The sequence below is a fragment of the Teredinibacter franksiae genome (assembly GCF_014218805.1).
Taxonomy (GTDB): domain Bacteria; phylum Pseudomonadota; class Gammaproteobacteria; order Pseudomonadales; family Cellvibrionaceae; genus Teredinibacter; species Teredinibacter franksiae.
On the sequence record NZ_JACJUV010000001.1, the window covers coordinates 1,776,878 to 1,798,865 of the forward strand.

Below are 21,988 nucleotides of genomic sequence, written 5' to 3' on the forward strand. Positions count from 1 at the left end.
GCCTATGGTTATCGGAGGGACGAATTCATTAGGCGCCAAATTTGGCTGTCACCCGCCAGGAAAACGTTTACCCTTAAGCCTGCGTACATTTTTTCATCACCGTGATTCGAGTAACCACACGACATTTCTAACCACCAATAATTTATAACGACTGCGGATGCAGCCCAACGGCATATGAGGAAAACTCAATGTTAAAAACCCGTTCAAAGCAGGCAGTAATGCTGCTACTTGCAGGCTTTACGCCCTGCGCGCTGGCGCAGGACGTGAGTGAAGCAGTTAACCCCGACTCCGCTACCCTTGAGGAAGTGGTGGTCACCGGTATCCGTGGGTCGATTCAAAGCGCGATTCGAATAGTTTGGTGGAAGTGATTGCTGCGGAAGATATCGGCAAGCTTCCAGAGTTGACCATCACCGAAAGTCTGGCGCGATTACCCGGCCTCACTTCTGGCCGAGACCGCGGAAATGGCGCAGGCGTTTCTGTTCGCGGGTTGGGTACCGAGCTTACGGGTTCGCTGATGAACAAGCGCGAGCTGGCTACCCACAATGCCAGCCGAAGCCCTCGATTCGATCAGTTTCCCACCGAGCTGATATACGGCGCCTCAGTTTATAAGAGCCCCATTGCCACACAAACCGCTGGCGGTATTGCTGGCACCGTTAACCTGAATACTGTGCGACCTCTGGAAATCAATGAACGGAAAATCAACCTCAACGCCAGTTTTGAGTACCAGGAAGTGGCAGCCGCCCTGGAGGATGGCGACGCCTATGGCGACCGTGAAAGTATTTCTTATATCAACCAGTTTCTGGACGACCGCTTAGGTGTAGCTATCGGCGTTGCAAATTCCCCACGACCGGTGGGCACCTTACGCGCCGCTGTGTTCAACCCAGACCCCACCGAGGTCAGCTTTGTTGCCGATGGAGTAGAATACACCGATGCCACCCTGCCCTATGGCTACGAGCATTCAGTGCGTACAGGCAGCGAATCAAGACAAGGCATCGTCGGCGCGCTGCAGTTTCGGCCCAGCGATAATTTCGACATTAACTACGACGTGTTTTACTCCCAGTTTGAAGTCTCTGAAGACCAAAGTGGTTTTCGCACCGGTAACCTCGCGGCAGCCGGTACCCTCTACGCCGATGTTGATGTTGTTGGCGGTAGTTTTGATTCCGGCACCAATACCCACACCGCTGGCAGCGTGGCAGCCGCGCGTATGACCGGCGGCTTTGACCTAAATAATGTTAACGAACAGTACCGCGAAGAAGACGATCTACTGGCTACCGGCCTAAATGTGGTATGGAACAATGGTGACGCTTGGTAAATCAGCGCCGACGCTTCCTACTCCCGTGCCGAGCGCTTGAGCCATTTCTTGTCGATAGAAACGATTCAAAATAGCCCAACCGCACACTTCGACGGTACCTCAGCTATTCCCGCCTTTGCATTCGGCACCTCCCTAACCGACACCGCAAGCAATCTACTGCCCGACAGCCAAGAAATCATCAACGCCGATAGCGGCGGCGCCCAGAATGTCGCAGACCAAGTGGGCGCCCTCGCGCTCGACTTCAGCTACGATTTTGAAGAGGGCTTTGTCAGCAGTCTGGAATTTGGCGTACGCGGCTCCCAGCGTGAGAAAGAAATGGCCGTAGGCAACCAAACGGTTTACCTACTGGACTCAAACCAGGAGCCTAACGACATGTATCTGGGTAGTGCACTGGGCTCTTTCGATGGCGATTTGCGCACCACCATAGAGGCAAACCCCGCTCTGCGCATGGATGTCGATCGCCTGCTGGCAGACTAGATAAGCCTTTTTCTGAAGCGCTCTGCGGAACCCGTATCCGTGGCGTTGCCTACCAATGGTACCCCAGTGGTCTGGTGGCCAACTCAACGAGCTTACTTAACGGCTTACTTAACGGCTTACTTAACGGCTTACTTAACGGCTTACTTAACGTGGCCCAATACCCAACACCTTTTGACGATCTTCCAGGCTGCAGTAGCAAAGCTAAAATGGTGTATGAATTCGATGCCGCTGATTTAGATAACGCCAGCCTCTACCCGGCCATGGCACGTAGTTTTCGTGAAGCCGGTTTTCAGTGGGCGACCCTCTTTGCTTACGACCCCGGCCACCTCGCCTATGCCAATTCCGAATACAACACCCACTTCTTAAATCGGCTGTATACACCCAAAAAAGCTATTGGTTTTTTAGTTGCCAGCGAAGTGTTTTACACCCAAAAAGCGCGAGAACCCCTAGCCTCCTACCCAAACATCAACAGCTTTGGTAATACGCAGTTAGACTTTCACAAAAACTTGGCGCTCTACAACAGCAAAGAAAAGCTTTTCTATAGCAGTAGCACCGAAGAAAAACCCAAAAGCACCAAGTCTCTTAAGCACGTAGCGGGTGTTGGCACCTCGCGCATTGTCAATTACTCCGGTACCGGCGCCTACTTTTTAGACCAGTTAGAACCCGGCGTTTGGCAATTAGAAATATACCCCGGCTGGATCAAAGTGCAGGACCCACACCAAAATCCCTCCCTACGCAGAGAAGTTGGCCGGCTGTTTTTTAACTCACAAAATGTGCAAATCTCTCTCCCTGATCTGGGCAAAAACTACTTCGCCAACGCCATTAACCCCAACAACGATTTGAGCGGAAAAGCCAAGGCCGGAAAATTCTCCTTTGTGCCAGGCAAATACTTACTCAGCAAAAAGAAAAAAGCCAGTGTAAAAAAATATACTCATTTAAATACCGATTACCTACTACCCAAAACAGTTGCACAGTTTAATCAAGCCAATCCCATGGTATGGCACCAACGACAGTGCGCCGCCAGCCTAAAAGACAACTTCAGTTTTAAAGCGCAGGTAAGCGCCGCGAACACCATTGAAAATGGTGGAGTTAGTCATTCGCTACAAAGGCTGGCGCGAGTTCCACGCACTGGAAATGCAACATACCGGCAGTAATCTGTATACATGCTCGCTGCCACAGGAAGACTGGTGGAAAAAAATCCGGGCCGTTGGAATATGCCATTGTGGTAACGTCACAGGGAAATAAAACCGCCTACCCAGGCGGCGTCCAAGGCAGCCCTATGGAATGGGATTTTGTCGACGCTGGTTATTTTTATATGAATTTACAAACTTGGGGCGCGCCCATTTCATTGCTAGATCCCGCCAGAGACAACGCCAACCTCATCTACCCTAAAGATGCCCATGCAGAATACAGCTATGTGGCCGGCCAGAGCGGTAGAAACACGGCACTGCGACTGGGGATAAACGGTATACAAAAAGCCTAGCACATCGTAAAAACCAGTATTGCTGCCGATAACAGCTTGAAAAACCGCAAACTGAGTGGCTACAACACACTGTTTATTAAAGTTCGTTCACAACAGACATCTGAATTTATTCGTGTAGGCCTTCTAGACAAAGATGGCTTTGCGTACAGCAAAAAAATCGACGTTAAACCGGAGTAGCAATATGTCATGATTCCGCCTCACGAATTACAAGCCAGTACCACCATTTTGTCCAACGCCTACCCTAAGTTTTTACCTGCCAACGCTGAATCTAGGTTACAAGATGTGTGGGATAAGCACAAAATCATGAACCTAATTCAAGGCCTACAATTTGTAATCAACGAAGAGAATTATGCCGGCGGAGGAAAAGGCTGGCACGAAGTATGGATTGAAGAAGTGAGCCTTCTAAAACGCTAAGCATTGGTATCAGCTGGTAAACGATAGGCATCCGACGTTTCTACAACCGGCCTAGGAGCATACACGGCTCCGTGTGTTAAACTCCTAGGCCTCTTTCAACTTCCACCCCAATAATTATGAAAACCCTCGACGCTCTAGGTAAAAATTGGATCTTCTTGCTCGACCGAGCAGCAATATACACCCTGCCCCTAGGCATACTGTTCGGCATGTTTATGGTGTTTACCCAAACACTGCCATGGAAAACCTGTGTGCTTGGTGTATTGGGCGTGAGCTTCACCCTCAGTGTTGTACACCAGGTATGCCTTTACCACTTCGTAAAATGCCCTACCTGCGGCTGGAACCTGACCATTTTCAAAGATGGCAAAAAAATTCAGCCCAAGTTCCTTTACAACGCATTCAGCGCAGGAAAACCTTGTTTGAACTGTGGTTGGGTACCCGGAGAACCTCCAACCAATAACGAAGAGCAGCACTCACAAGACAATGACTGATACGGTTATTTTTCAGTACGATGAACTCTTTGAGGCACTCAACGGGTTACTCAGCGAGCATTTCGAACAAGCAGAGGCCAAAGCGCTCGCAACAATTTTTACCGAAGCTGAATTCGATGGCCTAGTAACCCACGGACTTAAGCGGTTCCCGCGGTTTATGGACGAAATTAGTCGTGGGTGGATCAACCCCCGCAGCAAGGCTAGAATATTGTCCGACGCCGATGCTTGGATGGTAATAGACGGCCAGCAAGCACCCGGCCCACTCAATGCAATGTTTTCTGTCGACCACGCTATCAATAAAGCAAAACACTCGGGCATAGCACTTGTAGGCTTAAAAAACACCAACCACTGGTTGCGCCCTGGGTACTACGCAAAACTAGCGGCAAGGGCTAATTGCGTACTTATCTGCTGGACAAACACAATTCCCAACATGCTCGCTCATTCGCAATCGCCGACTATTGGAAAACCGACACTGGGTAACAACCCAATTGTTATCGGTATTCCCAACGGCGATAAGCCCATTATTTTTGATACCGCCATGTCGCAATTTTCCTACGGCAAGATCCAACAATACGCCGAAGACAATAAGCCGCTTCCCGTGGCTGGAGGCTATAGTGACGACGGCAACCCCACCAATAACGCCGCAAAAATATTCGAACAGCTTTCGGCTTCGGCTATTGGCTGGTGGAAAGGCTCGGGGCTTTCGATCATGCTAGACCTTCTCGCCGCCGTCCTCACGGGAGGGCAGTCGGTGGAAGAAGTTTCGCGACATGAGGGCGAGCAGAATATCTCTCAGGTTTTCATCGCAATTAATATTGAACACCTATGGGGCGACCAATATTTTTCCCGTATTGCCAATTTAATCTTCCAGCTGGAAACAGACGAAATTCATTGGCCGGGACAATCACTTAACCGTACCCGAGCAAAGAACGATATTGAAGGTGTTACGATTCCACTGCACATATGGCAAGCCGTTCTAGAATCGACCCCCAACCAAAAGCACCATTAACTAACACTTTCATATAAAGGATATCGCTTGAGGACACAATACACATACGAAGAACGACTTGAGAATAATTGAACACACAACAATAACCACCACACCTAAAAGTACGCACTCGTAAGAATAACCACCATGCGATACAAACTCGATAAGCTGATCCTCAATTCTCACGAAATGACCCTGCATGAGGTCAGCAGTAACCAGTTAATATCGTGTGACGAAAAAACAATTAACGCGCTAACACTTCTGGTTGCCCACTACCCCGATGCAGTACCCAAAGAAGCCTTTATTCAAACGCTCTGGCCCAACCAGGTGGTTACCGAATGGTCTCTTACCCGATTCATATCAGACTTACGCAAAACAATAGGCCCCGATCACCACATTAAAACCTTACACGGGCGGGGCTATCGCTATACATTCCCGATTCAAGAGCTTGGCGATCCAGCACCTGAAACTCAGCATCCAGAAATAGCCGCCACACCTCAGGTGAATACACCAAAGCCAACCACTGCCCGCCACAGGCAGCCCATTACCCTCGCTATCGCCGCTATTAGCTGCCTTATATTGGCTGGGCTGAGTGTATTGATTATTGCTGGCTCTTCACCCAAAACAGAATCACCCGGCACACTGCGTGATTTACCCTTCGCGCCTAGCCGTATAAAGCCAGTAATTGCGGTGGTACCGCTCTACCACGCGCAGGCTCGGGATGAATCAGCCCTCGCTTATGCAGCACTTATTGCAGACAGCTTACGCCATGCACAAAGCCTAAGAATTGTAGACTTAGCGGCAGCACTGGATATATGGAGGCCGCGTAAAGCTATGGCACCCAACCTCACTATGTTCACACAATATTGTCGTCCGCTCAGCTGTACCGATGTGGTGTTTGTAGGTACAACGAATCAAGCCCCACCCTATCGGTTTGAATACATTCACCTGAGCTCTGAAAGCCGCTACAGGTCTAGCCAATTTACAGATACTCACCCAATGACTGCACTAGGAAAATTACACCGCGACCTACGCCAGCACTTACAACTGAAACCAAAAAACCTTCAACAGCGCTTCCATCCCAACAGCGATGCCACCCTACTTTACGGAGAAGCACTGGGCGCTGTAGCCGATAACGACCAGGCCCGAGCACGACTATTACTCAAAACTCTTACAGGAAAACACCCGGAATTTATTTCGGCGCACGCGCTTCTGACGGCAATACAACTAAAAAGCCGCCCAAGCAAAACCGACATCTTACTTACTCCGCCATCATTCGGCTCACCGGTTCAGCAGCGACAACTGGATACCGCTGGCTACCGCGAGCAATGGCTGAAAGGTAACTCGGCCACCAGCCTGCAAATGCTTGAACAGTTACTCGCCAGAACGCCACTTAACGATTTTGCTCTAGAAGCGCTGAACACCCAACTGGACAAGGGGATTATACTGCTGGGCAACCAACAACCAGATCAGGCCAAGCGTATATTTAACGAGCTAAAGCAAACCGCCTTGCACCAGCAATACTACCGCCTTGGCACCCAGGCGATTTATTGTGAAATCGATAGCCTTAAAGCACTCGGCCAGCAGCTGGAGTCTGAACAGGCCACCTCCCAGGCTCACGCGCTGGCCGACGCTATTCATTACCAAGGCCATAGAAGCTGCACCATGGATTTACTCAGCCAGTTTCGATAAAGCCCTCACAACTCTCCGCTAACCTATTGATTTAATAGCGTTTCACAAACTTTCATAGGTTTTCACGACCTCTCACAACGCCTTCCTTAAACTCCTCTCCATCGCATTAACACAGGGCTTCGAACGGCCTTAGGGGAGAAATAAATGACAACATACAAACATCAGCTAGCCCGTGATGGCCTAGCCATTGTGCAGTTCGCGCTTGTCGCCGGTTTAGTACTTCAGCCAGCCAACGAGACACAGCACCCAGCCATTAGTGCTGCCTCCAACCCAAACACCACAAGCACCAATACTACAAGAGGCTTGTCGAGCGCCGATACCGACACCCTTCACAACCTTATTCAAAACACTATTCGACAGGAGGCTCGTGCGCTCCCCTCTAACACGCAACCCACCCACATGGCGGTCGCCAACACCAACGATAAACAGGTAAAGGGGAAAACAGAACAGGAGGTCAATGAAGAAGCCCTAGCCTACCAAAGCTCACAAGACATTATTGAAACAGCCCTGCTGACAGGGTACTGGTCCCGCGACGATAACCGCCAACTTATCACCGAGATGGCCGTACTCAATTCAGCGCAACGTTTCGAGTTAATGGACAATTTTTTAACTGCCGTCAATGAACAACAGCTGGAACTTGACGCATTCCCTCAATTTTAACCCCTGTTTGTACACCACTTTTATCAGCCGAAAGGATCAACACATGAAAACTCTGTTTAACAAAGCCTTAATCCAAAAAATAGCCCTGATTTCAATCGCACTTTTACCCACGGCATTGTTTGCCAAGGGCCTTTCATACAACGGTACGGTCGATGTATGGACATCAGGCGCGCGTCAGTATATGCAAGGCACGCTGGATGTGCGCTTCAATAGCACTATTGCTGGCTCACCCTACATAGGCGCCAATGGCTATGCTGGCGGTACGGTCTACTTCTTTGGTCGCGACTCCGCCGGCGATTACTTCTCTTGCTATGTTCTAACCAACGACACGAACTACGCAGATTTTGCTGCCCTAAAAAACAGCGTGAAGAATGGCAGTCGAATTTATGCCTATAAAAGCACCTCTAGCAATACCTGCATTGATGTTTCCGTAGGCACTTACTCCTACTACATCAACTAAAACTACATCAACCAATCAAGAGCGGCTCGCCGACCGGCGAGTCGCCGTTTCAAACGCACACACCCACCCCTCCACACAGAATTGGCGCAATAAACTCAGTGCATTTTCCCGCCAAGGCCTATATGATGCGCCTATCAAATTGCATGACGCAATTCACAAAAAATTCAAGGAAGAGCATGAACACCGAAAAACCCAACACCCCCTATACCCCCGAAAATACCTCCCCATTCAAACTCGAACTGATGATATTACTGCTGATTCCGGTCATTGTTGGCTCTGCCATTCTGCAAATGGCCCAGCTGAATATTCTTTAAAGTCGCCCTTACCTCACCAACATTGTTGTTAATTTGCAGGTAATTTAATCAGCCACAAAACTAACGGGTGGCTGAGGCTTTAGATTCGTCTGAAATATGAAGGTATCCGGCCGATTGTAGTGGCCAGCCACACCCAGTGATTTTCTCACCGTGGGTTCCGCATCAAGCTCCATTTCACCAAGAACCGCCACGCGCTTTTGGTGTAACGGTTCGACGATAACTTGCCCCCTTGCGCTATAACTATCACATCACCGGGGTTTATCCATTCCGCAGCCCACAGAGTGGCGCTCAACATTCCCTATTCACATCAACGTCCTTTTTTCTAACACGCGCATTGGCGAATTCGATAGACTAAGAAAAAGACCATGAGGAATACCGGCGCCCGCAAAAAAACAGCCGGCGTTCATTACCGGCGCCCACCTATTTATGCCCAACACTAAAATAATCTCAATTACCCTTCTTGCCATGTTTGCGTTTTCTGCAAACTCGCTGCTGTGCAGAGCCGCGCTGAGCGAAACAACTATCGATGCATCCAGCTTCACCACCATACGCTTAGTATCCGGGGCCATTATGCTGGCTGTGCTCAGCTGGCAGCGAAATCGAACATACCCCACTGAAGGTAGCTGGGCAGGAGGGTTATCACTGTTTTTATACGCCGCAGGTTTTTCTTATGCATACATGGCCTTACCCACCGGGACTGGCGCGTTATTATTATTCGGCGCCGTACAGGTTACGATGATTGGATTCGGTTTCGCCAAGGGGGAAAGACTTAACTGGAAACAGACCCTGGGGTTTCTATTCGCTTTTGCCGGCTTGCTATGGTTGCTGGCGCCAGGCGTTCACTCTCCACCCATCATAGGCTCGGTACTTATGCTCATCGCAGGTGTGGCCTGGGGCGCATACTCGCTATTAGGGCGTTCAAACCAAAAACCGTTAGAAACTACGGCGGGTAATTTCGTTCGCTCACTCCCTTTCGCGCTGTTACTGAGCCTGTTATTTATACAACAGACGTCTTTGGATGCGCGCGGCATTGGCCTCGCAATCGCCTCCGGTATTGGCTACGCCCTGTGGTACACAGCCCTGCCCATGTTGCGCTCAACATACGCAGCCACCCTTCAGCTTAGCGTGCCTGTGCTGGCGGCCATTAGCGGAATAGCATTACTTAACGAAACTCTTTCCACGCAACTCATTTTAGCTTCCACCGCCGTACTTGGCGGCATAGCCTTATTTATTCTCGCAGGGCATTCAACAACCAAGAAAGGCAAACCGCGACACTGACAGACCGCCTTTACTTAAGGGTGAAACTTTATTGGGCTAATCATTCGTCATTACAGGCAAAACGTGTAATTGAATTTTGATGTTGTCGTGATGAGTTTTTCAACCAACGCGTTAAAACCACCTCAATCAATTCCAACGTGAAAAGGTAATTCATGCTTGTAGCGGATAAGCGCCACACAAGGTAATAGGCCGTTTATTCTGCTCTGCAAAAAAATATCCAGCATAGCCATGCTCCGCCACTCATTCAGCTCCGCCGAAGTTTTGTGGAGCGTAATGACCAGGGATTCCCCCCTGCCCCAGCAATCTATCTTCAACTCATGACATTTGTCACCCCAACGGATGACATTCATCCATTACTAACATCGGCCTATTTAGCGACACTGGCATCACCAGCAGCAACCACACCACTCCGGCGATGGAACTGCCCCGTAGGAGAAGCAACTATGAAAGCATTAAAAACAATTACTTTTGCACTTACCGCCACACTTTTTAGCAGCGTAAATACATGGGCTGCACAGAGCGATATTGATGCCGTTGAGCGGGCGTTTTACGGCAACCAAGTTGACGAGCTTGTTCAGCTCGAAAAATCCACGCAAAACTACGATCACTTCCTCGCTAGCTATCGCCTAGGGTTAAAATTCAGCCTGGAGCAAAAAGTAGAACAAGCCAGAACCATGTTGGCAAAACTCATTGAGGAAATGGAAATTCACATCCAACTCAACCCCAAAGATGCCGAAAGCCTGGCCCTACTCGCCAACATTTATGGCTACAGCACTGGCCTAAACCCCTCTGCCGCAACAAGCTATGGTCCGCTAGCCCACACAACAATCGCACGGGCTATAACGCTGGATAAACACAACCCTCGCGTACAGATGTTTCAAGGTATTTTGAGCTACAACACACCAGCAATGTTTGGCGGCAGTAAAGAAAAAGCCAAAACCGCCTTTACACTCGCGCTAGAATACTTTCCAAGTGATATAAACTCCGGTAAGCACTGGGGGCACAGCGAAGCCAGTACTTGGCTGGGATTAACCTACTTAGAGATGGGCGATAAAACCATGGCACTCCAGTACTGGGAAAATGCTATAGAAATAAACCCCAACAATGGATGGGCGCACTATCTACTCGAAAGTCACCACGCGAACACCAAGTAACCCAACCTCACCACAACGCCTCGGCACCTTCGCCGAGGCAAATGTAAATTAACTCTATGGATATAACCGACTCGAACAGCGCATCTTCCAGCCCCAGAATGGACAAACCCTGGAGCTGGATTTCTTTAATGTTCAGCGCATTTTATTTTTTCTCTTTTTTCTATACACAACTGACCTTTCAGTTTGTAGTGAACTCCATCCTGCTATATGGCATTTTTGTAGGCCTCTATCTTCAGCTTACCCACTGCCCGCGCCATAAGGTGATAGGCTACCTTATAGCCATGACTATATTGGGAACACTTGGCTCCAGCCAAAACCCTTCCTCCAGCGTATTTTTTGGCTATACCGCTTTCTTTGCCGGCTTTTACTTGAGCAAGCGACAAACCCTAGCAGCAACCACGATTATCTGCCTCAACCTGCTTGTAGCCGCAACACTTTTCGACCTCTGGTACGCGTACTATCTTTTCCCCGGACTAGTACCCACAATCGCAATGGCCTTTTTGGGGCTATTTATTCAAACAACCGAAAAACACGCAATACGCGAACGCCAAAGCGCCGACGAGAATAAACAGCTGGTGAAGGTTGCAGAGCGTGAACGCATCGCACGAGACCTTCACGACACCCTCGGCCACACGCTTACAAGCATTGCGCTAAAAGCGCAACTGGCAAAAAAACTTGGAGATAAAGGCGAAACGCAGAAAGCGCTAACGGAAATTGATGAGGTTGCAAAGCTAGCCAGCGAGACACTAAGTGACGTGCGTTCTGCCATTAGCGGTTATAAAAACAAGGGGCTAAAAGAACAGCTTTCCACTTTAGAATCACGCCTGAGGTCGGCTGGCTTTAAAACCAAACTCGACAACCACCTACCTACACCCAACGCACGACGGGAAGCGGCCATTATTTTAATGATTACCGAAGCGGTAACAAACATCATTCGTCACAGTAACGGCGACATGGCAACCCTACAATTGTCGGCCACATCCAATACCATTAATATTCTGGTGAGTGATAACGGTAGCCAAACGCGCTATGTGTTCGGCAATGGTCTTTCGGGTATGCGCGAGCGTCTACAAGCTTTCGACGGTACACTTAACATTAACACTGACAATGGCTTTCGCCTGACGATAGGGATACCCGCCCAAGACCATGATTAAAATTTTACTGGCCGAGGATCAGGGCTTAGTGCGCGGCGCGTTATGCGCCCTACTGCAGCTCGAAAACGATATTGAAGTGGTCGCACAAGCCGAAGACGGTATGCAAGCCCTGAAGCGGCTAAAGGAATCGAATATCGACCTGTTACTCACGGATATAGAAATGCCAGAGCTCACCGGCATTGAGTTGGCGGAAAAATGCCGGGAACTTTACCCCCACATAAAAATCGTGATCGTGACTACATTTGGCCGCGCGGGCTACATTAAGCGCGCCCTTGCGGCGGGCGTAGAGGGCTTTCTACTAAAAGATGCCCCCTCTGAAGAGCTAGCGCAAGCACTGCGCAAAGTAATGACCGGCCGCAAAGTTATCGACCCGGAGCTCGCCATTGCCGCGCTGAATGAGCTCGACCCCCTCACAGACAAGGAACGTAAAGCCCTTAGGTTGGCGGGCGAGGGGAAATCCACAGCCGATATTGCCACCAGTCTATTTTTGTCTGAGGGGACTGTACGCAACTATCTTTCTGAAGCTATTGCCAAACTGAACGCAGGCAACCGAATTGATGCAGCCCGAATTGCACGCCAAAAAGGTTGGCTTTAAACAACCTCCCAAGCAAATAGCTGCCTGTTTTTGCTGCCTGCGTATAGAATACGGCCCATGACTTTATCTGACCTTTTTCTAGTACTGCTATTCGCACTCACGATCGCCGCCTTCTGGCGGCACATGGGCATTGGCCAGCGCGCTGTTGTTGCGGCAAAATCCCATACGGAAAAATCGGGTGTAACCCTTTTAGACCAGAGTGTGGTTTTACGCGGTATGGCCATTCGACGCTCAGCGCACTCACTGTTCGCCATAGAGCGACGCTACAGCTTCGAATTTTCTTCAGTGGGTGATGTACGCTATCCCGGCATCGCCATATACATTGGCGACCGGCTTCGGGCTATTCAGCTAGCGCCGTTCAAAACAGCAACAGAACCCGACGGCACCTACGATGGGTAGGCGTGCAAAAAGCGCTATGACATAACACCATAACGCTGCACCAGCGGCTTAATACACGACTATTTATAAACTATGTATAGTGCGTGGAAGCCCATATACCTTCGATAGCAAGCTTGCGCGCAAAACTACCGTATTCACGATCCCTTCTCATAACCTTGATATAACGTGGAACCGAGCGCTCTGCTTCTATGCGAGACTTAAATGGACCAATGTCTCCCTCTTCGCGAGTCGCAATATACCAATCTTCACCGATACGAAAACAACGCTCTGTTCGATACCGAACCGTCTCCAGCTCTCCCTGACGATAAATCACTCCTGAACTCCTCCAATACCTAACGACTACATTCTGGAGGTCGAAAAGCAAATAGCGGGCCAAGAAAAAAATATTCATATCAAATCAAGAGCTTAAGGTGATTTTTGTGATTTAAAACACGCACACGTGTAAATTACTTTGACACTTTTGTGACGACGGTCACGTCTGCGGCTTCAGCCGACCACATAAACACCCCCGCCGCACCACCAAAACCTACAATCCCACATTTACGCCAGCCCCTATTACGGGACCTTTTCAGCGCCAGTATGGCCACAGGAAGGTAACAAAGCAGCACTAAGACACAAATCAATCCATTTTCTAGTAAAATTCTTGTTCGAAATCGTGTATCTTTGCGCAAATTTTTAGCCCTAGACTACAGAGTAGAGTTATGAGCGACATATCTAAATATCGAAACATCGGTATCTTCGCCCACGTTGATGCCGGTAAAACCACCTCAACGGAGCGTATTCTGAAGCTTACCGGTAAAATCCACCGTACCGGCGAAGTACATGATGGCGCAGCCACTACTGACTTCATGGAGCAGGAACAAGAGCGCGGCATCACCATCCAGTCTGCAGCCACTACCTGTTTCTGGAAGGACTACCGACTAAATATTATCGATACCCCAGGGCACGTCGACTTCACAGTAGAAGTTTACCGCTCGCTAAAAGTACTTGACGGTGGCGTGGGTGTTTTCTGTGGTTCTGGTGGTGTTGAGCCCCAGTCTGAAACCAACTGGCGCTACGCGAACGAATCTGAAGTTGCTCGTATTATTTTCGTCAACAAGCTAGACCGCATGGGCGCTGACTTTTACCGTGTTACCGACCAGGTAAAGAAAGTGCTGGGTGCACGGCCACTGATTATGACCCTGCCTATTGGCATTGAAGACGAATTTTGCGGTGTTGTAGACATACTCACTAAAAAAGCCTACATCTGGGATGAAACCGGTCTGCCAGAAAACTACGAAATTACTGACGTACCAGCCGACATGGTTGACAAGGTAGACGAGTATTACGAAGCCCTGATTGAAACGGCCGTAGAGCAAGACGATGACGTGATGATGGCCTATATGGAAGGAGAGCAACCCTCCATTGAAGACATCAAGCGCTGCATCCGTAAGGGCACCATTGCCCTAGACTTCTTCCCCACATACTGTGGCTCGGCATTCAAAAACAAAGGTATTCAGCTGATTCTTGACGCTGTTGTTGACTACCTGCCATGCCCAACCGACGTTGTACCGCAACCTCTGACCGACGAAGAAGGTAACGACACCGGCGAGAAGGCCATTGTTTCTACCGAAGAGCCTCTGCGCGCACTTGCATTTAAAATCATGGATGACCGCTTTGGCGCCCTGACTTTTGTGCGCATATACTCCGGTGTACTGACAAAGGGCACAACCATACTCAACACCTTTACCGGCAAAACTGAACGCATCGGCCGCATGGTGGAAATGCACGCGGACGACCGCTCTGAAATCGACCGCGCTCAGGCTGGCGACATTATTGCCATTGTGGGCATGAAAAATGTTCAAACTGGCCACACGCTGTGTGACCCTAAGCACCCCTGTACGCTCGAACCTATGGTTTTCCCAGAGCCTGTTATTTCTATTGCTGTTAAGCCTAAAGACAAAGGCGGCAACGAGAAAATGGGTGTTGCTATCGGTAAGATGGTCGCAGAAGACCCCTCTTTCCGCGTAGAGACCGACGAAGACTCTGGCGAGACCATCCTCAAAGGAATGGGCGAACTGCACCTAGACGTTAAAGTAGACATCCTCAAGCGCACCCACGGGGTTGAGCTGGAGGTTGGTAAGCCTCAGGTTGCTTATCGCGAAACTATTACCCAGGCAATCGACGACTCCTACACCCATAAGAAGCAGTCTGGTGGTTCTGGTCAGTACGGTAAAATCGATTACCGTATCAAGCCTGGCGAACCCGGTTCCGGCTTCCAGTTTACCTCCTCTGTTGTAGGCGGAAACGTACCCAAGGAATTCTTCCCTGCAATTGAGAAAGGCTTCAAGAGCATGATGGATACCGGTACGCTAGCGGGCTTCCCGGTACTGGACGTAGAAATCGAGCTCTACGACGGTGGCTTCCACGCCGTAGACTCCTCGGCAATCGCTTTTGAGATCGCCGCAAAAGGCGCTTTCCGCCAGTCTATCCCTAAGGCCGGTGCACAGCTACTTGAACCCATCATGAAAGTAGATGTGTTTACACCAGAAGATCACGTAGGTGATGTTATTGGTGACCTGAACCGTCGACGCGGCATGATTAAAGACCAGGAGCCAAGCAGTACTGGCGTTCGCGTTAAATCAGACGTACCTCTGGCCGAGATGTTTGGCTACATTGGCCAGCTGCGTACCATGACATCTGGCCGCGGTCAGTTCTCCATGGAGTTCTCGCACTACATGCCTTGCCCTAACAATGTTGCCGAAGAAGTTATCGCAGCCGAAAAAGCTAGGCAGGAAGCGAAGAAGTAACCTTTACTTCCCGCACTAAAACAAAACCCCGCTAACCTGCGTTAACGGGGTTTTTTTATGGCTTCTATTTTTATGATTTACCGATTTACCGATAGGGCACCCCTAATAATTGATTCATTATGCCGATGCAGAGGAATCAACGGTATCCGTCGCTGACCGGCACAACCACAAACGCCGGATAGTATTCAGGTTAACCCCCAGCAAAGTCACCTCTAGCATTATTCCACCAATAGACCCCACCAGAATATTGTTCGCCAACCAACAGAGCGCCCCACATAAAAACGCTACCCGTAGCGCTATACCCTTCAGGCAAAATAGCGCGTAAGTACCTATACAGGTTCCGATAATGGGAAATAGGTCGCCGAAAGAGTCGCTTAACAGCACCCCCGCCACCAGCGTAACCACAATAAACCCCACAGCCACCCAGCCAGACGATGTGTGCATCGCCAGCCAAGCCCTCACCATAGACAAAAACGCACCACAGCTCGCCGTGGGGGCGCCCAGCAGCGCAAAGTGCACAACATTGTTGAGGCTCATGATGACCATCATCAGCTTAAGGCGCTTGTCGTCTTTTTGGTAAAAACAAAGGATGCCGAGCGCGAAGCTTAGAAAGCCCAATGCTTGAGCGATAAAGGGAATAGACATTGAGCAGCACTGCGACTCGATAACGTGGAATTGTAATAGAGGAGACAAGCAATTAGGGAAGCACCTACAACCACAACAACTCAAGGAAGGCTGAATTGCATTTAGAGCAACCTAAGAGCGGCAACTGAGGAGCAATCATCTGCCAGCAACGCGCCCGCACAAAAAAACGCGACTGGTTACCCAGTCGCGCCTCTCTACATACCAACTAAATCAGGTATTAGAATGCGGCACGAATGCCGAAGATCAGCTCAGTACCCGTAGAGTTGTACTCGCGCACAAGATCCAGATCACCTATAGGACCGGTAGTGAAGTTACGCTCCTTTTCATTAGTCAGGTTAATAACCTCCAACGTAGCCGTCCACACATCGGTGATATTGTAAGAACCAGAGAAGTCCATGCGAGTTGGACCAGTGTTATTCTGGGTCAAGTTACCGTCTTTCGCGCCACCAGTCTGGTAGTCATCACGAGCATTCATAAGCAGACGAGCTGCCCATACGTCAGTCTCATAGAATGCACCCAAGTTGTAAGACACAGGCGACAGACCAGTTACGATGTCATCACTGGCAATGTAGGTGTAGTTAGCAAGGAAACCTACACCAATTGGGCTCATGTAGTTCAACGAAATCTCAACACCGTTGATTTCGTCCATTTCAGAAGCATTAGAAGAGCGAGTCACATCCCAGATACCATTTGGATCCGCAGCACTTGGGTCGTAGTTAATGTCGTCGTTTGGATCATAAACAGGATCAGCTGCAACAATGTCTCGAACGACGGGATCCAACTCCTCCTGAGTACTTACAGAGGTAATAGAGTTACCAATGGTTTTACGGAAATAAGCCATACCTAGGTATGATTCCTCAGCAAAGTAAACTTCAACGCCTAAGTCATAAGACTCTGAAGTTTCTGGCTCAAGACCGGGATTGGCTATAGAAACACTACCGTTGATTGGTGTCGCAAGAATGGCACCCGACAGGTTTGATGGGTTTGGTCGAGAGATATTTTCTGACCACGAAGCACGGAACAACACATCGTCCATTGGCTCGTAAATAGCATTGATAGCAGGCAACAAATTACTGTAGCTTTCTTCAATCGGGCTAGCACCACCACCTACAGTGGTTTCTACCCAACGCAGACCACCGTTAAGAGTGAAATCACCAATATAGTAGTTAGCTTCAACGTAAGCACCTAGCGTATCTTCGTTAACCAAATAGTTTTTGGTCTGGTTCTTCTCACCTACTTCCATGTCACGCCAGTCACCAGCATTGTACTCGGAACGAGCAACGCCGATATCGGCTATCAACCAATCGGTAGGGAATCCAGATGGTGCATCAATACCATTACCGAAATCACCGTTGAAATCCCCCATGGTACTAGTATTAGAGGTGCTCGGATCATTTGGAACAGTCAGACCAACAGGTATCTCAGAATAGTAGGAGTCGATGCTGCGCTCATTAGAGATAATACCTGTTTTCAGATTAGAACCTTTGTCGTCAAAGTCCCAAGTCAGGTCAACCTTAAAGGTGGTATTTTCTCGCGTTACACGCTCTCTACGGTGGTGAGGGCCAGTCCAACCATAGTTTGCTGGGTCTGTAATAGAGGTACCGTAACTCATCGTAGGAACATTTGAGTTATTAAGGAAGGAATAGTCGAAAGTTGTTGGGGCAGAGAAAGTCAGATTGTAACGATACTGCTCTTCAGCGTGCTCTGAACTCGCCTGACCCAACATAACGTCTAGCCTCAAAGTATCGGTGAAGACGTAGGAGAGATCGCCGATAACTTGATCGAAATCACTTGTGCCATATTGACCTCGGCTCTCAGAGCGAGGAGTAACACCAGAGAAGCTGCCGGCTTTAATGTAACGACCGTCTGAATCCAAAGTCAGAGAATTTGGAGTAATAACGTCGAAAGTGTTACGGAACTGAGCAAACAAGTTGTATGACTCTACATCAGATTCACGCTGAGAGCTCATATAGGTCAAACCGAGTTCCAACTCGTCAGTAGGACGCCCCTGCAGTGCCAGCATGTAAGAAGTACGGGTCGTATCGTGATTGAAAGAGTCCATACGCGGCAAGCGAGGAGCAAACAAATCGTTCACGCTGCCTATATCATCACCTAACTCATCACCAATATCAGCGCCAGTAGCACCATTTACCGCAAGATCCGGGTTATCCACCCAACTACGACCACCGTTGGCGGTAGGAGAAGTCCAGCGAACGGTACCAAAACCATCCTGACGAATAGCACGAGTACTATGATTCACGCCAAACAACACGCCCACTGAATCGTCCATAAAGCTATTACTGATCAGGCCCGTGACGCGCGGATCAAATTCACCTGAGTGAACATTGTAAGCTCCTTGAACAGCACCATTCGCCTGGAAGCCTGGGTTATCGAGAGGCTTCATGGTGTACAATTCAACGGTAGAGGCCATACCACCCTCTTCAATACGAGCGGTGTAGTTCTTGTTGATATCCATACGGCTGAAAAGGTCAGCGCTAAACATATTGAAGTCGAAATCACGACCACGGTTAACACCACCGGAAGAATCTAAACCACCAGTAGAAGCAGGAATTTCCATACCATTTAGGGTAACGCGACTATATGAAGGGCCGAGACCACGAACAGAAATTTTACGGCCTTCCCCACCTTCACGACTGATAGCAACACCAGGTGCACGCTGTAGAGATTCGGCTAAGTTTAAATCTGGCATCTTACCAACATCTTCAGCGATGATACTTTCAACACTGTTAGTTGAATTGCGCTTATTATCGATAGCGGCAGCTTGCGCAGCGCGGAAGCCACTTACAATAACCTCCTCGAGCATATCGTCGTCTTCTTGTGCAAATACTTGTGGCGCCAGTGCAGCTGCACCAACTGTGCTGCTAAGCAGCGCTACCAGCATCGAGAGTTTTTTTCTCTTGAGTAACATGTGGCTTTCCCCTATTTAAAAGAATTTCTTTCTAATGTTTATTGAACATTTCGACGCTTCAACCGGGCCCGCACCAAATAAGTATACAGTGCATCCCCCAAGCGCCGCACAAACACTAAACCTGTACAAAACCAAAGTCAACAAACCTATATGACCAGTGGCATTACCAATAACATTGATTCACATGTAAATTGCTAAAAGTATGATTGATCCCCCCCTTTCGGTCGTCCCATGCGCGCGCACTCGCGGTGCTTATGAACAGATATCATACAAATTCAATCCGCGGTGCGCATTTAAAAACTTGATACAGATTCAAATAAGTTACTTTACTGGCGCAGTAATGGTCATGCCAATTATACGTACTTTATTTAACCAACTTGTCACCCCCGGTAATCGCCACCCAGAGGTTTCACACATAAAAACACAACCAACAGTGAAAACAGTTCGTATTGAGCGCTACTCACGGTATCTTTTTTTAGTATTATTTTACCCGCTGAAAAAAGCCTGAATTGCTGCGGCGCAGCACGACAACATATCAAGCTTAGCCATACGAAGCAAATTCACCCAAAATGGCATTTCCTGTAAATGTCTCAAACCAGCACTGTTGCACATAAAACCTGTGGGAGTTTTGACTCTATTGAGAAAACAACCCTGTAAACACGCAAACCATGTTCAAATAACGTTAGAATTATTGTTAGAAAAATAGACCAGCCTTTTAATAAATGCCAGTAAATGACTAATTCAATAGACAATAAAATTAAACTGCTCGCGTGGCTGGTCATTTTTTTAACCGCTATCCACTTACTGAATAGTTTTCTCAACAACAGTTTAAGTACTTTTGGCATCTACCCCGGTAGTGTTCGAACACTCCCACACATTATTTTTGCACCCTTTATTCATGGAAGCTGGGGACACCTACTCAACAATTTATTCGGTATTACGGTATTCAGCAGCCTATGCCTACTAAGAGGCATTGGCTTTTATCTGCGCTCTAGCTTGTTCATTATTGTGGTTACCGGCACCATCGTCTGGCTTTTTGGCCGACCAGCTTTCCATATAGGCGCTAGCGGATGGATATTTGGGCTCTGGAGCCTGTCTATTGCCATGGCTTGGTTTCAACGTAAATTCTTTAACATCGTAATCGCCCTATTTATTGTAATTTTTTATGGCGGTATGGTCTTCGGCGTATTGCCTGGAAGAGCCGAAGTGTCTTTTGAATCACATTTGGCGGGCGCCCTCGCCGGCATACTTTGCGCGTGGGTTATGACCAATAGAACGCAGGGGCAAAGAGGAAAAAAACGTGGGGGGTAACAGAGGATGCCTTAGTGAGCGGCCAACCCAGAACCTAGAACAGGAATAATCGACAGGACTAACGCAATCGCCATAGACACATTCAAATAACGTGATACAGACGAAGAATTGATAAGCTTTTGAAGAGCCGCACCAAATAGCACCCATACCCCCATTGAAAACAGTCCGACGAAGAAAAATATCGCCACCACCATCATCGCCTGCGCCAAGGCGTCTTCACCGGGTGTTGTATAGGCCGCAATACCACCAACAGCGATAGTGATCGCTTTTGGGTTCACCCATTGCAGTGCCACCGCCTGCCAAAAACCAACGGGGTTGGCTCCCAGTAGGGTGTTCGCCAGACCACTCATTTGCGCAATTTTCCATGCAAGAAACAGCAGGTAGAGAGCCCCCACGTATTTAATCGCGTAATGCAGCCACGGAAATACAACAAACAGGCCGCCCAAACCAAGCGCTATCGCCATTTGCATGAGCATAAACCCTAGGCATACGCCGAAGTACGCCGGCAGCGAGCCCCGCACCCCGTAATTAAGCGAAGTGGACATCAGCATAACCGTATTCGGCCCCGGCGTTATCGAAGTCGATACAGAAAACAGTAAAATCGAAGCGTAAAATTCCATCAAATCACGTTAAGTGCTAGCCAATGGGCACAGCCTAAACCAACAATCGCTTTTGCCAGTACTCCACATCAATCCAGCGATCAAACTTATAGCCCACCTCATGTAATACACCCACATGCTCAAAGCCCAGTGCTTGTTGTAATTTGACACTTGCGGCATTCGGTATCGCAATAGCCGCAATCGCCACATGGCAGTCGAAGCTTATCAGCGACTCAAGCAAGGCGCCGTAAAGTCTGCGGCCATAACCGTTCCCCATTTGCTCGGGAGCCAAGTAAATGGTTGTTTCCACTGTGTGGCGATAGGCCGAACGACCATGCCACGGGGCCGCGTAAGCAAAACCAACGATTTGATTATTATCCGTACCCACTAACCAGGTATGTTTTTTTTGCACCAACCCAACGCGCTGCTCCATTTCAATTGCATTTACCGGAACCTGCTCAAAGGTAACAACCGTATTTCGAATATAGTAATTGTATATCTCACTCAGAGCCTGGCAATCGCTAGGGACGCATTCACGAATATTCATATGGTCTATTTCGACAATTTGTAGGAACGCTGATTTGGCGACGCACTCGCCGCGCTAACTACCGTTGTGAAGTGCTTAATTACAGGGTCGGAGAGAAAATAAGCATGGCCCCTGAGCCACTCAAAGGAATTGCCAAAATTGTCGCAATCAACTCCATCCATATTTTTGGGTAACGCTTTAATATCTTCCGGCCCCGTCATGCCCAAACGCCGAGATATTCGTCGATGCTTGGGGTTGGCGGCTTTACTGGCCACCATTGCAAGATCTTCGGCAGCGAAATAGACAACCAAATTACACGTT

Annotated in this window: 25 protein-coding genes; 19 read left to right on the plus strand and 6 right to left on the minus strand. The window is 48.8% G+C overall.

The window, feature by feature from the left end; genetic code table 11:
* The first annotated feature begins 188 nt into the window (after positions 1-188).
* The 17 genes from H5336_RS07260 (at position 189) to H5336_RS07340 (ending at position 12,868) form a co-directional block, all read left to right on the plus strand.
* Entirely contained in the window at positions 189-368 is a 180-nt protein-coding gene (locus H5336_RS07260; protein ID WP_185232822.1) for a hypothetical protein, read from the plus strand.
* Positions 359-1,312, plus strand: coding sequence for a TonB-dependent receptor plug domain-containing protein (locus tag H5336_RS07265; RefSeq protein WP_185232824.1), 954 nt, complete (start codon positions 359-361; stop codon positions 1,310-1,312). Before H5336_RS07260 ends, H5336_RS07265 begins: the two co-directional genes overlap by 10 nt.
* A gap of 48 nt (positions 1,313-1,360) precedes the next feature.
* Positions 1,361-1,789 carry a hypothetical protein gene (locus H5336_RS07270; RefSeq protein ID WP_185232826.1) on the plus strand — a complete coding sequence of 143 codons (429 nt, stop codon included), beginning with the start codon at positions 1,361-1,363 and terminating at the stop codon, positions 1,787-1,789.
* 74 nt (positions 1,790-1,863) lie between these two features.
* A complete protein-coding gene (locus H5336_RS07275) occupies positions 1,864-2,943 on the plus strand; it encodes a hypothetical protein (RefSeq protein WP_185232828.1) in 1,080 nt (359 codons plus the stop codon).
* A 125-nt stretch (positions 2,944-3,068) separates the two neighbouring features.
* Positions 3,069-3,272, plus strand: a complete 204-nt coding sequence (locus H5336_RS07280; RefSeq protein WP_221628000.1) for a hypothetical protein — start codon at positions 3,069-3,071, stop codon at positions 3,270-3,272.
* Between the two features lie 186 nt (positions 3,273-3,458).
* The gene (locus tag H5336_RS07285; protein WP_185232832.1) at positions 3,459-3,686 is read left to right on the plus strand and encodes a hypothetical protein; all 228 of its coding nucleotides are present in this window, start codon (positions 3,459-3,461) and stop codon (positions 3,684-3,686) included.
* Between the two features lie 116 nt (positions 3,687-3,802).
* Positions 3,803-4,174 carry a hypothetical protein gene (locus tag H5336_RS07290; RefSeq protein ID WP_185232834.1) on the plus strand — a complete coding sequence of 124 codons (372 nt, stop codon included), beginning with the start codon at positions 3,803-3,805 and terminating at the stop codon, positions 4,172-4,174.
* Complete coding sequence (locus tag H5336_RS07295; RefSeq protein ID WP_185232836.1) at positions 4,167-5,183, plus strand: Ldh family oxidoreductase; 1,017 nt, start codon at positions 4,167-4,169, stop codon at positions 5,181-5,183. The genes H5336_RS07290 and H5336_RS07295 overlap by 8 nt, the downstream gene beginning before the upstream one ends.
* A 126-nt stretch (positions 5,184-5,309) precedes the next feature.
* Entirely contained in the window at positions 5,310-6,854 is a 1,545-nt protein-coding gene (locus H5336_RS07300; RefSeq protein ID WP_185232838.1) for a winged helix-turn-helix domain-containing protein, read from the plus strand.
* 144 nt (positions 6,855-6,998) lie between these two features.
* Positions 6,999-7,514, plus strand: a complete 516-nt coding sequence (locus H5336_RS07305; RefSeq protein ID WP_185232840.1) for a hypothetical protein — start codon at positions 6,999-7,001, stop codon at positions 7,512-7,514.
* Between the two features lie 43 nt (positions 7,515-7,557).
* A complete protein-coding gene (locus H5336_RS07310; RefSeq protein ID WP_185232842.1) occupies positions 7,558-7,974 on the plus strand; it encodes a hypothetical protein in 417 nt (138 codons plus the stop codon).
* A 176-nt stretch (positions 7,975-8,150) separates the two neighbouring features.
* The gene (locus tag H5336_RS07315) at positions 8,151-8,288 is read left to right on the plus strand and encodes a hypothetical protein (protein ID WP_185232844.1); all 138 of its coding nucleotides are present in this window, start codon (positions 8,151-8,153) and stop codon (positions 8,286-8,288) included.
* Between the two features lie 426 nt (positions 8,289-8,714).
* Complete coding sequence (locus H5336_RS07320) at positions 8,715-9,566, plus strand: DMT family transporter (RefSeq protein ID WP_185232846.1); 852 nt, start codon at positions 8,715-8,717, stop codon at positions 9,564-9,566.
* Positions 9,567-10,009: 443 nt separating this feature from the next.
* On the plus strand, positions 10,010-10,720 hold the full coding sequence (locus H5336_RS07325) for a tetratricopeptide repeat protein (RefSeq protein WP_185232848.1): 711 nt from the start codon (positions 10,010-10,012) through the stop codon (positions 10,718-10,720).
* Positions 10,721-10,776: 56 nt separating this feature from the next.
* A complete protein-coding gene (locus H5336_RS07330; protein ID WP_185232850.1) occupies positions 10,777-11,874 on the plus strand; it encodes a sensor histidine kinase in 1,098 nt (365 codons plus the stop codon).
* The gene (locus H5336_RS07335; protein WP_221628001.1) at positions 11,867-12,469 is read left to right on the plus strand and encodes a response regulator transcription factor; all 603 of its coding nucleotides are present in this window, start codon (positions 11,867-11,869) and stop codon (positions 12,467-12,469) included. Before H5336_RS07330 ends, H5336_RS07335 begins: the two co-directional genes overlap by 8 nt.
* A 57-nt stretch (positions 12,470-12,526) precedes the next feature.
* Positions 12,527-12,868, plus strand: a complete 342-nt coding sequence (locus H5336_RS07340) for a DUF3301 domain-containing protein (RefSeq protein WP_185232852.1) — start codon at positions 12,527-12,529, stop codon at positions 12,866-12,868.
* A gap of 70 nt (positions 12,869-12,938) precedes the next feature.
* Here the strand turns inward: H5336_RS07340 and H5336_RS07345 are convergent, their stop codons facing one another.
* A complete protein-coding gene (locus H5336_RS07345) occupies positions 12,939-13,181 on the minus strand; it encodes a DUF6316 family protein (protein ID WP_185232854.1) in 243 nt (80 codons plus the stop codon).
* A 388-nt stretch (positions 13,182-13,569) separates the two neighbouring features.
* On the opposite strand from H5336_RS07345, the gene fusA reads away from it, so the two are divergent.
* Entirely contained in the window at positions 13,570-15,657 is a 2,088-nt protein-coding gene (gene fusA / locus H5336_RS07350; RefSeq protein WP_185232856.1) for an elongation factor G, read from the plus strand.
* Positions 15,658-15,774: 117 nt separating this feature from the next.
* Here fusA and H5336_RS07355 read toward each other — a convergent pair whose 3' ends face one another.
* Together H5336_RS07355 and H5336_RS07360 are read right to left on the minus strand one after the other, a co-directional pair.
* A complete protein-coding gene (locus H5336_RS07355) occupies positions 15,775-16,302 on the minus strand; it encodes a YgjV family protein (RefSeq protein ID WP_185232858.1) in 528 nt (175 codons plus the stop codon).
* Positions 16,303-16,519: 217 nt separating this feature from the next.
* Entirely contained in the window at positions 16,520-19,231 is a 2,712-nt protein-coding gene (locus H5336_RS07360; protein WP_185232860.1) for a TonB-dependent receptor, read from the minus strand.
* A gap of 732 nt (positions 19,232-19,963) precedes the next feature.
* Here H5336_RS07360 and H5336_RS07365 point away from each other — a divergent pair.
* On the plus strand, positions 19,964-20,542 hold the full coding sequence (locus H5336_RS07365) for a rhomboid family intramembrane serine protease (protein ID WP_221628003.1): 579 nt from the start codon (positions 19,964-19,966) through the stop codon (positions 20,540-20,542).
* 11 nt (positions 20,543-20,553) lie between these two features.
* Here H5336_RS07365 and H5336_RS07370 read toward each other — a convergent pair whose 3' ends face one another.
* From H5336_RS07370 to H5336_RS07380, 3 genes are read right to left on the minus strand one after another with little or no spacing between them, the layout of a single operon-like run.
* A complete protein-coding gene (locus H5336_RS07370; RefSeq protein WP_185232862.1) occupies positions 20,554-21,162 on the minus strand; it encodes a LysE family translocator in 609 nt (202 codons plus the stop codon).
* A 34-nt stretch (positions 21,163-21,196) separates the two neighbouring features.
* Entirely contained in the window at positions 21,197-21,688 is a 492-nt protein-coding gene (locus H5336_RS07375) for a GNAT family N-acetyltransferase (protein ID WP_185232864.1), read from the minus strand.
* A 5-nt stretch (positions 21,689-21,693) separates the two neighbouring features.
* Complete coding sequence (locus tag H5336_RS07380; protein ID WP_185232866.1) at positions 21,694-21,945, minus strand: hypothetical protein; 252 nt, start codon at positions 21,943-21,945, stop codon at positions 21,694-21,696.
* Positions 21,946-21,988: the final 43 nt, after the last annotated feature.

Bases quoted from the DNA above. Each gene is read 5' to 3' on its own strand.
- fusA (WP_185232856.1), top strand. From the start codon at position 13,570: ATGAGCGACATATCTAAATATCGAAACATCGGTATCTTCGCCCACGTT.
- H5336_RS07330 (WP_185232850.1), top strand. From the start codon at position 10,777: ATGGATATAACCGACTCGAACAGCGCATCTTCCAGCCCCAGAATGGAC.
- H5336_RS07295 (WP_185232836.1), top strand. From the start codon at position 4,167: ATGACTGATACGGTTATTTTTCAGTACGATGAACTCTTTGAGGCACTC.
- H5336_RS07325 (WP_185232848.1), top strand. From the start codon at position 10,010: ATGAAAGCATTAAAAACAATTACTTTTGCACTTACCGCCACACTTTTT.
- H5336_RS07335 (WP_221628001.1), top strand. From the start codon at position 11,867: ATGATTAAAATTTTACTGGCCGAGGATCAGGGCTTAGTGCGCGGCGCG.
- H5336_RS07280 (WP_221628000.1), top strand. From the start codon at position 3,069: ATGGAATGGGATTTTGTCGACGCTGGTTATTTTTATATGAATTTACAA.
- H5336_RS07380 (WP_185232866.1), bottom strand. From the start codon at position 21,945: ATGGTGGCCAGTAAAGCCGCCAACCCCAAGCATCGACGAATATCTCGG.
- H5336_RS07300 (WP_185232838.1), top strand. From the start codon at position 5,310: ATGCGATACAAACTCGATAAGCTGATCCTCAATTCTCACGAAATGACC.
- H5336_RS07365 (WP_221628003.1), top strand. From the start codon at position 19,964: ATGACTAATTCAATAGACAATAAAATTAAACTGCTCGCGTGGCTGGTC.
- H5336_RS07315 (WP_185232844.1), top strand. From the start codon at position 8,151: ATGAACACCGAAAAACCCAACACCCCCTATACCCCCGAAAATACCTCC.
- H5336_RS07310 (WP_185232842.1), top strand. From the start codon at position 7,558: ATGAAAACTCTGTTTAACAAAGCCTTAATCCAAAAAATAGCCCTGATT.
- H5336_RS07355 (WP_185232858.1), bottom strand. From the start codon at position 16,302: ATGTCTATTCCCTTTATCGCTCAAGCATTGGGCTTTCTAAGCTTCGCG.
- H5336_RS07375 (WP_185232864.1), bottom strand. From the start codon at position 21,688: ATGAATATTCGTGAATGCGTCCCTAGCGATTGCCAGGCTCTGAGTGAG.
- H5336_RS07360 (WP_185232860.1), bottom strand. From the start codon at position 19,231: ATGTTACTCAAGAGAAAAAAACTCTCGATGCTGGTAGCGCTGCTTAGC.
- H5336_RS07305 (WP_185232840.1), top strand. From the start codon at position 6,999: ATGACAACATACAAACATCAGCTAGCCCGTGATGGCCTAGCCATTGTG.
- H5336_RS07370 (WP_185232862.1), bottom strand. From the start codon at position 21,162: ATGGAATTTTACGCTTCGATTTTACTGTTTTCTGTATCGACTTCGATA.
- H5336_RS07285 (WP_185232832.1), top strand. From the start codon at position 3,459: ATGATTCCGCCTCACGAATTACAAGCCAGTACCACCATTTTGTCCAAC.
- H5336_RS07260 (WP_185232822.1), top strand. From the start codon at position 189: ATGTTAAAAACCCGTTCAAAGCAGGCAGTAATGCTGCTACTTGCAGGC.
- H5336_RS07290 (WP_185232834.1), top strand. From the start codon at position 3,803: ATGAAAACCCTCGACGCTCTAGGTAAAAATTGGATCTTCTTGCTCGAC.
- H5336_RS07340 (WP_185232852.1), top strand. From the start codon at position 12,527: ATGACTTTATCTGACCTTTTTCTAGTACTGCTATTCGCACTCACGATC.
- H5336_RS07320 (WP_185232846.1), top strand. From the start codon at position 8,715: ATGCCCAACACTAAAATAATCTCAATTACCCTTCTTGCCATGTTTGCG.